Source organism: Stutzerimonas sp., from assembly GCF_982611455.1.
The window spans coordinates 137,691-147,534 of record NZ_CEXBBO010000009.1 but is presented as its reverse complement, the minus strand read 5'-3'; the positions used below and the strand labels follow the sequence as shown (position 1 = coordinate 147,534).

The window sequence follows — 9,844 nt, the reverse complement described above, 5'->3', positions numbered from 1 at the left end:
CTGGGTCAAATTTCAATCGGCAAGGTGGGTCAATTTTCCATCAGCGCCAACACTCTTGGGCAAGCCAGCGAAGATACTCTGTTGCATAGGCGACATAGGTGTTGTACTTCGGGCTTCCGATGACTTCGCCTTTTCCTCCGAGCTTGCTGGCTCTTAGATGGTTAGCAAGGTCATCAATCTGGGCACAGGTGAGAAACTTACTTCTATGGAAACAGTTGGCGAGGTCCACCTGTTTGGTAAATTCCCATTCGCAGATGCGCTTGATCACGGCCAGATAGACTTTCTGCGTCTCGTGAGTGGCTGAGCGGAGGAAGCGAGCGACAAAGGCTGTCGGGTAGAATAAAGGGAGGCCTGGCGTCTCTGTGTCGTAAAGCTGGGAAAACCGCTCGCCGGACCTTGTCATGAAGGTTTTGATTGTGTAGGGCATGTTTACATTTTTGCGCAGTTGAGTGGAAGACGATTTTTGGTTTACATCTTTGCGTTGGGCATCGCGAGCAATTTTGAGCTGGATGCCAGTGTTTGTGACTACTTTGGGGCAAGTGCGCTATGACGATTTACAAATCGAATACTGACAGGGTGGTAGTGCTGGATACCGAAACCACAGGCATGCCGGTGACCGATGGCCACCGGATCATTGAGATCGGATGTGTCGAAGTCATCGGTCGACGCCTTACGGGTCGGCATTACCACGTGTATCTGCAGCCGGATCGTGAGGTCGACGAGGGCGCCATCGCGGTTCACGGGATCACCAATGAGTTCCTGATTGGCAAGCAGCGTTTCAATGATATAGCCGATGAGTTTTTCGAATTCATCAAGGGCGCGCAGCTGATCATTCACAACGCAGCGTTCGACGTCGGCTTTATCAACAACGAGTTCGCTTTGCTTGGGCAGCAGGATCGCGCGGAGCTGGGCGATCACTGCAGCATCCTCGACACCCTGCGGATGGCGCGCGAGCGCCACCCGGGTCAGCGCAACAGTCTCGATGCGCTTTGCAAGCGCTACGGTGTGGACAATTCGGGTCGCGATTTGCACGGCGCTTTGCTCGACGCCGAGATCCTTGCCGACGTCTATCTGACCATGACCGGCGGTCAGACCAACCTGTCCCTGGCTGGCGAAGGCGCCGATTCAGAAAACGGTGGTCGTCAACAGGCAACACCTATCCGTCGACTGCCGGCCGATCGACCCAGTACGTTGGTCATCCGCGCTAGTTCGAATGAAGTCGCTGCGCATACGGCCCGCATGCAGGCCATCGAGAAGGCGGCTGGCGCGACGCCACTCTGGGTTCAGTTGGATCAGCCCGTCGAAATCGAGGCTGAAGCTTTGCCGGCCTGAGAATTCGCGCTGATGGTGCCTTTGGGCTCGTCCGCAAGATGTTGTGATCGCATTTTCACGCCTGGTACTTGAGGGCAGAGCTTCTACGCTGAAGGGGAACGTCTTCAGGAATCGCTCATGTACAAAGACCTCAAGTTCCCCATTCTTATCGTTCACCGCGATATAAAGGCTGATACCGTTGCGGGCGAGCGAGTCCGCGAAATTGCCGCCGAACTCGAGCAGGACGGCTTTCATATCCTCCCGACGGGAAGTGCTGCCGAGGGGCGCATCGTCGCCTCGACGCACCACGGGCTGGCCTGCATTCTGGTGGCTGCTGAAGGTGCAGGTGAAAATCAGCGGCTGCTGCAGGACGTTGTGGGATTGATCCGCGTCGCGCGGCGGCGCGCACCACAGCTACCGATCTTCGCGCTCGGCGAGCAGATCACTATTGAGAACGCCCCGTCCGAAGCCATGGCTGATCTTAATGAGCTTCGTGGACTGCTCTATCTATTCGAAGACACCGTTCCGTTCTTGGCCCGGCAGGTCGCGCGGGCCGCGCGCAGCTATCTTGACGGTCTGCTTCCGCCGTTTTTCCGAGCGCTGGTTCAGCACACCGGCGACTCCAATTACTCCTGGCATACGCCAGGTCACGGCGGTGGTGTCGCGTTTCGCAAAAGCCCTGTCGGGCAGGCGTTCCACCAATTCTTCGGCGAAAACACGCTGCGTTCCGATCTTTCCGTATCGGTGCCGGAACTCGGCTCGCTGCTTGATCATACCGGGCCGCTGGCTGCGGCCGAGGCCCGCGCGGCGCGCAACTTCGGTGCCGACCATACGTTCTTCGTGATCAACGGCACTTCGACGGCAAATAAAATTGTCTGGCATTCGATGGTGGCGCGCGACGATCTGGTATTGGTGGACCGCAACTGCCACAAGTCGATCCTGCATTCGATCATCATGACTGGCGCGATCCCTCTTTACCTGACGCCCTCACGCAATGAGCTCGGCATCATCGGCCCCATCCCGCTCGAAGAATTCTCTGCTGCGTCGATCCAGGCCAAAATCGAGGCCAACCCTCTAGCTCGAGGTCGGCCCCCGCGGGTGAAGTTGGCCGTTGTGACCAACTCCACCTATGACGGACTCTGCTACAACGCCAACTTGATCAAGCGAACCCTCGGCAACAGCGTCGATGTGTTGCATTTCGACGAGGCGTGGTACGCCTACGCCGCTTTTCATGAGTTTTATGATGGCCGTTACGGGATGGATACACGCGAGCAAGGGCCGCTGGTCTTCACGACCCACTCGACGCACAAGGTGCTGGCTGCCTTCAGCCAGGCCTCGATGATCCACGTGCTCGACAGTCAACAGCGGCAACTGGACCGTGATCGCTTCAACGAAGCCTTCATGATGCATATCTCGACGTCCCCACAGTACGGAATTCTCGCGTCGCTCGATGTGGCGTCAGCGATGATGGAAGGCCCTGCCGGCCGCTCGCTGATTCAGGAAACGTTCGATGAGGCGCTGAGTTTCCGTCGCGCGTTGGCCAATCTCCGGCAGCATCTGGCTGCGGACGATTGGTGGTTTAGCATCTGGCAACCATCGGCGGTCGACGGCGCAGAAGAGCTGATTACAGCGGACTGGTTATTGGAGCCGGAAGCGGACTGGCATGGCTTCGGCGATGTTGCGGGCGACTACGTCTTGCTCGACCCGATCAAGGTCACCCTAGTCACTCCGGGGCTTACCGCCGGAGGCAAGCTGGGTGAGCGCGGCATCCCCGCTGCGGTGGTGAGCAAATTTCTCTGGGAGCGGGGCCTCGTGGTTGAAAAAACCGGGCTCTATTCGATTCTGGTGCTGTTCTCCATGGGGATTACCAAGGGTAAATGGAGCACGCTGTTGACCGAGTTGCTGGAGTTCAAGCGGCACTATGACAACAACGTACCGTTATGCGATGCGCTGCCGACTATAGTGAACGCTGGCGGCAGCATTTACGCTGGAATGGGTTTGCGAGACCTATGCGACTCCCTACACGATTGTTACCGCGAGAACGCCACCGCAAAAGCCATGCGGCGTATGTATACCGCCTTGCCGGTATTGGCAATGAAGCCGGCCGATGCCTATGACAAGCTGGTACGAGGGGAAGTCGAAGCGGTGCCCGTCGAAGCGCTCGAAGATCGCATTGCAGCGGTCATGCTGGTGCCGTATCCGCCCGGTATACCGCTGATCATGCCCGGCGAGCGATTCACGGCCGAGACACGCTCGATACTCGACTATCTCAATTTTGCGCAACGTTTCGCCACGCGCTTTCCCGGCTTCGATGCCGATGTACATGGGCTGCAACACGAGGATCATCCGGAGGGCGCGTGTTATACGGTTGACTGCATTCTGGAGGACTGAAGCATATTGCTTCGGCAGTTAAAGTCGGTATCGCCGGATGTCAAAGTCGGATGATGCATGAGGGCGTGGGTTGCATCACAACGTCCCACATCGACTTTTACCCGGCTGTTGTTATAGTTGTCCGGCTAAGAACAGCCCCTGTCGAGGGGCTTGTTCAACCTGTAAGGCACTGAGGTGCCTCGGCTGTCGAGGATGATAGCGTGACTGAATATCAAGCCTTCCGTGTGGAGTTGAAGGACAAGATCGCTCATATAGCGATCAATCGACCTGACAAGGTCAATGCGATGAGCGCCGCGTTCTGGAGCGAGATCGTCGATATCTTTCAATGGATCGACGATACGGACGAGGTTCGGGTAGTTGTGCTGTCAGGTGAGGGCAAGCACTTTTCGGCGGGTATCGATCTACAACTATTGGCCCAGGCCGCAGCCCAGATGGGCTCCGATGTCGGACGTAACGCCGAGCGCCTGCGCCGCCAAATTCTCAAGCTTCAGGCCTCGTTCAATGCGGTAGACAATTGCCGCAAGCCAGTTATCGCTGCCATTCAGGGCTATTGCATCGGCGGTGCGATAGACCTGATCGCCTCCTGTGATATGCGTTACAGCACGTTCGATGCGCAGTTTTCGATCAAGGAAATCGACATGGGCATGGCCGCGGATGTGGGCACGCTGCAGCGGTTACCGCGAATCATCGGCGACGGCATGATGCGCGAATTGGCCTATACCGGACGTACTATGGACGGCAAGGAAGCACAGAGCATCGGCCTGATCAACCGGACATATGCTGACCAGCCGGCATTGATGGATGCGGTTTTCGCTCTTGCAGCTGATATCGCTGCGAAGTCTCCGTTGGCGATTCGTGGCACTAAAGAAATGATCCGCTATATGCGCGATCACCGCGTCGATGACGGTCTCGAATATATTGCTACCTGGAATGCGGCAATGCTTCAGTCGGCAGATCTCAAGGTGGCCATGGCCGCTCATATGAGCAAACACAAACCGGACTTCGCTGACTGATGCATCATCTAAACGTTGCGCGGGAGGCGCGCTAGGCATGGTTACCGGAGCTACTTCACTCAGTCTGGTCCGCGATGAGCTATTCGCCACCATGGAGGAAGCCGAGCAGAGCCTCGAGCATTTCATCATCGATCGAAACAATGGTGGCCTGTTGCAGCAGGCTGTCGAGAACCTCAAACAGGTTCGCGGTACTCTCAGGCTCATTGAGCTGACGGGGGCCGAGCTGCTCGCGCAGGAGATTCTGCAGCTGGCGACCGATATCCCGGTTGGCGCAGGGGAAGAGCGCGACGCTCAACTTGCCGCCTTGAGCAACGCGCTGTACGTCCTCGGGCGTTACTTGGAAAGCGTCGATGCCAGCCGTCAGGAAATGCCCGAGCTGCTTCTGCCGCCTATCAATGCGCTGCGGCTCGTTAGTGAGCAGCCATCTTTGCCGGAAAGCTTTTTCTTCAGCGTTCGCCTCGATCATGCGCGCCCGCCGGTGGCTGCTGCGGTGCGAGAGCCTGCAGCGAGAGCTATCGAAGCACGTAGATTGCGGCAGATGTATCAGGTCGGCCTGCTTGGCTTCATTCGGGAGGACAATACGCCGGCAAGCCTTAAGCTCATGGTGCGAGCGCTCAATCGGTTGGATGTTCTGTTTGCCGATACGCCGGCAGGGCGTCTGTGCTGGCTGGGTAGCGCCGCGCTGGAAGCCCAACTGGACGGCCAATTGCTGCCGCGCCAGTCACGCAAACAGCTCTTTTCCAGGCTTGATCGAGAGCTCCGGCAACTGAGCATCAACAGCACCTACGAGCCACCGCGTGTCCTGCTCAAGGAACTGCTGTATCTGGTCGCGTTGGCGGAAAGTAACGGCCCGATGGCAACGCAGGTCCGGGATATTTTCTCTCTCAGCTCGCTCCCCTTTACCGATCACCTTCTCGAAGACGAGTCGCAACGTCTCGCGGGTCCCGGTCAAGCCGTTATGCGCTCGCTGTCTTCGGCAATCCGCGAAGAGCTGGCAAGCCTCAAGGATTTGCTCGACCTGATCGAACGGAAAACTGCTCCGGCCGAGTCGTACGCTAACCTCCACAGTCTGTTGGGTAAACTGGCGAAAACCCTCGGAATGGTCGGTCTGTCTTCGGCCTCTAGTACCTTGCACTCACAGCTTGCGATAGTTTCCGGCTGGAATGCCGAGCAGGCGCCGGACTCACAGGCGCTACTGAAGTTGGCCGACGCGGTGCTTTATGTGGAAAGCATGGTCGCCAGCCTGGAGCGCGGCGAGCGGCGTGATACCCGACCGCAAATCGCGCAGCCGGGCCAGGAAGCGGAAGCTTTTGCCAATCATCAGCTCACCGAAGCCTGCATTGTGGTTATCGGCGAAGCGACCGCAGGGCTGGCGCTAGCCAAGCGCGCGATTACTGCTTACCTGGAATCCAACGGGGAAAAACTGCACCTAGCCAATGTCCCCTTCAGCCTGATGGCGGTTCGCGGCGGTCTGCGTTTCCTCGAGCAGGATCGCGCCGCCGACCTGATCGGCGCGTGCGCAGATTTCATCCAGAAGCAGATGCTCGAAGGTATGCAGATGCCACCGGAGCAAATGCTCGAAACGCTTGCCGATGCCTTGACCAGCCTTGAGTACTATCTCGAAGGCGGCGCGATACTGCGTCGTGACGATTCGCGTATCAGCGTGCTGGATCTGGCGACCGAAAGCGTTCGGGCATTGGGTCTGCCGGTGGCCGCCTGATGACTCTGCGCTGGCAACCCGCACTGCTCGACCCTGCGAATGCAGGCGGGTGGGCGGTGGCGCATTGTCAGCAAGGATTTCTGTTCGATGCCAATGGCGTGTTGTTCCCCAGAGACTGGCTCAAGCGTCTTGAACTGCCGCTGATTACCGAGCAGGGCCTCGGTTATTTCGAAGGCGAGCCGGTTTTTTTATTGGAACTGGCACATCCCGCCGAAGTGCCGGGTGCTTCCTGGCAGGGGCTGCGTCAGTTCATGCTGCAGGATGATGATAGCGATAGATTTCGCATGCTCGGCTTCGCTGCGCAGATCGGTACGTGGGCAAATCATCATCGCTTCTGTGGCAGTTGCGGTAATGCGATGCACCAGCATCCGTCAGAACGGGCGATGCAGTGCGAGAGCTGCGGCATTCACCATTACCCGCGTATCTCTCCGAGCATGATCGTTCTGGTGACCCGAGGCGACGAGTTGCTGCTGGCACGCTCGCCGCGGTTCGTGCCGGGCGTATACAGCACGCTGGCAGGGTTCGTGGAGCCGGGCGAATCGGTCGAGCAATGCGTGAGGCGAGAAGTGTATGAAGAGGTCGGAGTCTCTATCCATGCGCCTCAGTACATCTGCAGCCAAGGTTGGCCGTTTCCACATTCGCTGATGCTCGGTTTCCATGCTGAATATGCATCGGGGGCAATTGTCATGCAGCCGGAAGAGATCGAGGATGCCGCCTGGTTTTCCATCCATGAGTTACCCGCGCTGCCCGCACCGAAATCCATTGCGCGCTATCTGATCGACCTGTATTTGGCGCAGCGCTTAGGCGGTCCCGAACCAGTGCTGCCAGGCTAGACGCAGGCTCAGCGCCAGCACCACCAGGATGAATATTGGCCGGATGAATTTCGATCCGCCTTGGATCGCCGTCCGTGCGCCGAGATAGGCGCCGACCATTAACGCGAACCCCATGCCAACGCCCAGAGCCCAGGCAACCTGGCCGCTAATGACGAAAACGGCGAGCGCAGTACCGTTACTGACGAAATTCATGCTACGCGCTACGCCGCTGGCTCTGAGCAAGTCGAGCGGGTAGAGCAGTATACTGCTAACGGTCCAGAAAGCACCGGTTCCAGGACCGGCTACTCCGTCATAGAAACCCAGCCCCAGTCCCTGAGGCCATTGACGACGTTTGCCTATTGGCGCTGCGCTTTCTCGCGGTGTGGTCGGCACGCGGCCGAATAGCAGATACAAACCGCAGGTGAAAACTATCAGCGGCAACAACTGATTAAGCCAGCGAGCCGGTATCAGATGTGCCAATCCTGCACCAAGGGCTGCGCCGATGGCCGTAGCCAAAAGCGCAAATCGCCATTGCCTCGGGTCGAACAGCTTCCTGCGATAGAACGTCAAGCTCGCCGTGGCCGAGCCGAAGGTCGCACATAACTTGTTGGTGCCGAGAACCAGATGCGGCGGCAATCCTGCGGTAAGCAATGCTGGCAGAGTCAACAGACCGCCGCCGCCCGCAATCGCATCGATGAAACCGGCGAGAAAGGCGACGACCATCAGGGCGGCCAGTACCGGCGGATCTATGGCGAGTTCGAGAAACGGCATCGTGGTGCTCATGAGTGAAGCGGTAAGAGGCTGGCGGTGCATGATGCCGGTTGCGCTGTTGTAAACCAAGGCTAGGGTCTGTTCCCGTTTCGCAGTTGCGATGAAAAGGAAACAGACAATCCAAGAGCTGGCGAGCGGATTTGTACTCGGGCAAGTCGCCGCAACGAGTCATAGCCGCGCCATGGCGAGCGGCGGCAATGCCGGCATAACTGAACAGCCAATTTCTGATTCAGGACGTTAGTCCGCCGCAGCAGAATGTCGACTCGTAAACAGTGTTCCGTGCTTACGCTGGCCGCCTTGCTCGCCGCTGTCGATAATGCACCACCGAATTTCAAGGATGGTAAGCGATGCAATATCTGGGGCTTGCAGTGGTTGTCGCGTTACTTGCGTTGATTACCGCACTGGTGGCCTTGCGGCTATTGTTTGGTGGTCACTGGCTGCTGGGATGGCTGCGTGGCACCTTCGGTATGCTGGTTCTCGCGTTGGGTGGCCTGATTGGCTTGATCGCCTGGGATGTCAGTACCTACCAGCCACTTGAGCAGGGCAAACCGCTGGTTTCGCTATCTTTTCAGGCCGATGGCCAGCAGCGTTACCAAGTGAAGGTAGAAGAGGGCAAGCAGGTCCGATACGTCACGCTGGAAGGTGATCTATGGCAGCTCGATCTTCGGGCGCTGCACTGGAAGGGGCTGGCCACGCTGATTGGTTTGAAACCCGGTTTTCGATTGGAGAAGCTTTCTGGACGCTATCTCGCCGTTGAACAGCAGGATCAGGCTCGGCGTCCTCGTGTCGAACTCGGGCAAAGTCTGGCAGGAATCGATTTCTGGGCGAGGTTGCAAGATTGCCAGTGTGCGTCATTGGTTCTTGAGGCACAGCCCCATCGGGTCAGCTACCTGCCTATCGCCGATGGCGCCGAATATACAATCGAGATGGTGCCCACGGGGTTACTGGCGAAACCGATGAATGCTGCAGCGGAGCAAGCGATGAATGATTGGTAACGGCGATCCGCGGCGCATGAAAAGGGAACCCGAGGGTTCCCTTTTTCTTTACAGCGGGATCAGGCGAGGTAACCGCCATCCACATTCAGCGACAGCCCTGTGGTGTAGCTCGACGCATCGCTAGCCAGATACAGCACGGCACCAGCCATTTCGCTCGGATCAGCGACGCGATGCAGCGGAATATGGCGCAGCGCTTCTTCACGGATCGAGTCGTTCTTAACCAGCGCGGAGGCGAACTTGGTGTCGGTCAGGCCAGGCAGCAGTGCGTTGCAGCGGATGCCCTGTGGGGCGCATTCCTTGGCGAACGCCTTGGTCATGTTGATCACCGCAGCCTTTGTGATCGAATAGATTCCTTGGAAGTTGCCTGGGGTCACGCCGTTGATAGACGCGACGTTGATGATGCTACCACCGCCATTTTTACGCATCAGCTTTCCGGCTTCGACAGACATGAAGAAGTAACCACGGATGTTTACATCGACGGTTTTCTGAAATGCCGAGACATCGGTATCGAGAATATGGCAGAACTGCGGGTTGGTCGCCGCGTTGTTGACCAGGATGTCGAGCCGGCCGAACTGCTCGCGGATCTGCTCGAAGACGGTCTGAATCTGCTCCAGTTCACCAATATGGCAGGCTACCGGAGTGGCTTTGCCACCGGCTGCGACGATGGCGTCCGCGACGGCCTGACAACCTTCGATCTTGCGGCTGGAAACGATGACATGGGCGCCTTGCTGGGCCAGTAGTTTTGCAATGGCTTCACCGATACCGCGACTGGCACCGGAGACGAAAGCGATTTTCCCATCCAGATCGAACAGAGTGGTTTTGCTCATGAAA

At 57.8% G+C, this 9,844-nt stretch carries 9 protein-coding genes; 6 read left to right on the top strand and 3 right to left on the bottom strand.

What is annotated here, in order from left to right; genetic code table 11:
* Nucleotides 1-40 precede the first annotated feature (40 nt).
* Entirely contained in the window at nt 41-427 is a 387-nt protein-coding gene (locus AC2LD7_RS08180) for a hypothetical protein (protein WP_484597262.1), read from the bottom strand.
* A 119-nt stretch (nt 428-546) separates the two neighbouring features.
* Here AC2LD7_RS08180 and dnaQ point away from each other — a divergent pair, with 119 nt between their 5' ends.
* The 5 genes from dnaQ (at nt 547) to nudC (ending at nt 7,268) form a co-directional block, all read left to right on the top strand.
* A complete protein-coding gene (gene dnaQ / locus AC2LD7_RS08175; RefSeq protein ID WP_484597261.1) occupies nt 547-1,332 on the top strand; it encodes a DNA polymerase III subunit epsilon in 786 nt (261 codons plus the stop codon).
* 117 nt (nt 1,333-1,449) lie between these two features.
* Complete coding sequence (locus AC2LD7_RS08170; protein WP_484597260.1) at nt 1,450-3,702, top strand: Orn/Lys/Arg family decarboxylase; 2,253 nt, start codon at nt 1,450-1,452, stop codon at nt 3,700-3,702.
* 200 nt (nt 3,703-3,902) lie between these two features.
* Nucleotides 3,903-4,715 carry a crotonase/enoyl-CoA hydratase family protein gene (locus tag AC2LD7_RS08165; protein ID WP_484597259.1) on the top strand — a complete coding sequence of 271 codons (813 nt, stop codon included), beginning with the start codon at nt 3,903-3,905 and terminating at the stop codon, nt 4,713-4,715.
* A 37-nt stretch (nt 4,716-4,752) separates the two neighbouring features.
* Entirely contained in the window at nt 4,753-6,435 is a 1,683-nt protein-coding gene (locus tag AC2LD7_RS08160) for a FimL-related protein (RefSeq protein WP_484597258.1), read from the top strand.
* Complete coding sequence (gene nudC / locus AC2LD7_RS08155) at nt 6,435-7,268, top strand: NAD(+) diphosphatase (RefSeq protein WP_484597257.1); 834 nt, start codon at nt 6,435-6,437, stop codon at nt 7,266-7,268. The genes AC2LD7_RS08160 and nudC overlap by 1 nt, the downstream gene beginning before the upstream one ends.
* Here the strand turns inward: nudC and AC2LD7_RS08150 are convergent.
* Complete coding sequence (locus AC2LD7_RS08150) at nt 7,236-8,018, bottom strand: TSUP family transporter (RefSeq protein ID WP_484597256.1); 783 nt, start codon at nt 8,016-8,018, stop codon at nt 7,236-7,238. The two genes, nudC and AC2LD7_RS08150, sit on opposite strands and share 33 nt — an antisense overlap.
* A 347-nt stretch (nt 8,019-8,365) precedes the next feature.
* On the opposite strand from AC2LD7_RS08150, the gene AC2LD7_RS08145 reads away from it, so the two are divergent.
* Nucleotides 8,366-9,013, top strand: a complete 648-nt coding sequence (locus AC2LD7_RS08145) for a hypothetical protein (protein ID WP_484597255.1) — start codon at nt 8,366-8,368, stop codon at nt 9,011-9,013.
* A 59-nt stretch (nt 9,014-9,072) separates the two neighbouring features.
* Here AC2LD7_RS08145 and AC2LD7_RS08140 read toward each other — a convergent pair whose 3' ends face one another.
* Nucleotides 9,073-9,840 (bottom strand): SDR family oxidoreductase, encoded by a 768-nt coding sequence (locus AC2LD7_RS08140; RefSeq protein WP_255976245.1) that lies wholly within the window; start codon nt 9,838-9,840, stop codon nt 9,073-9,075.
* Between the last annotated feature and the right edge of the window lie 4 nt (nt 9,841-9,844).

Excerpts from the sequence above, each read along its gene's own strand:
- AC2LD7_RS08180 (WP_484597262.1), bottom strand. The coding sequence starts at position 427 with ATGCCCTACACAATCAAAACCTTCATGACAAGGTCCGGCGAGCGGTTT.
- dnaQ (WP_484597261.1), top strand. The coding sequence starts at position 547 with ATGACGATTTACAAATCGAATACTGACAGGGTGGTAGTGCTGGATACC.
- AC2LD7_RS08170 (WP_484597260.1), top strand. The coding sequence starts at position 1,450 with ATGTACAAAGACCTCAAGTTCCCCATTCTTATCGTTCACCGCGATATA.
- AC2LD7_RS08160 (WP_484597258.1), top strand. The coding sequence starts at position 4,753 with ATGGTTACCGGAGCTACTTCACTCAGTCTGGTCCGCGATGAGCTATTC.
- nudC (WP_484597257.1), top strand. The coding sequence starts at position 6,435 with ATGACTCTGCGCTGGCAACCCGCACTGCTCGACCCTGCGAATGCAGGC.
- AC2LD7_RS08150 (WP_484597256.1), bottom strand. The coding sequence starts at position 8,018 with ATGCCGTTTCTCGAACTCGCCATAGATCCGCCGGTACTGGCCGCCCTG.
- AC2LD7_RS08145 (WP_484597255.1), top strand. The coding sequence starts at position 8,366 with ATGCAATATCTGGGGCTTGCAGTGGTTGTCGCGTTACTTGCGTTGATT.
- AC2LD7_RS08140 (WP_255976245.1), bottom strand. The coding sequence starts at position 9,840 with ATGAGCAAAACCACTCTGTTCGATCTGGATGGGAAAATCGCTTTCGTC.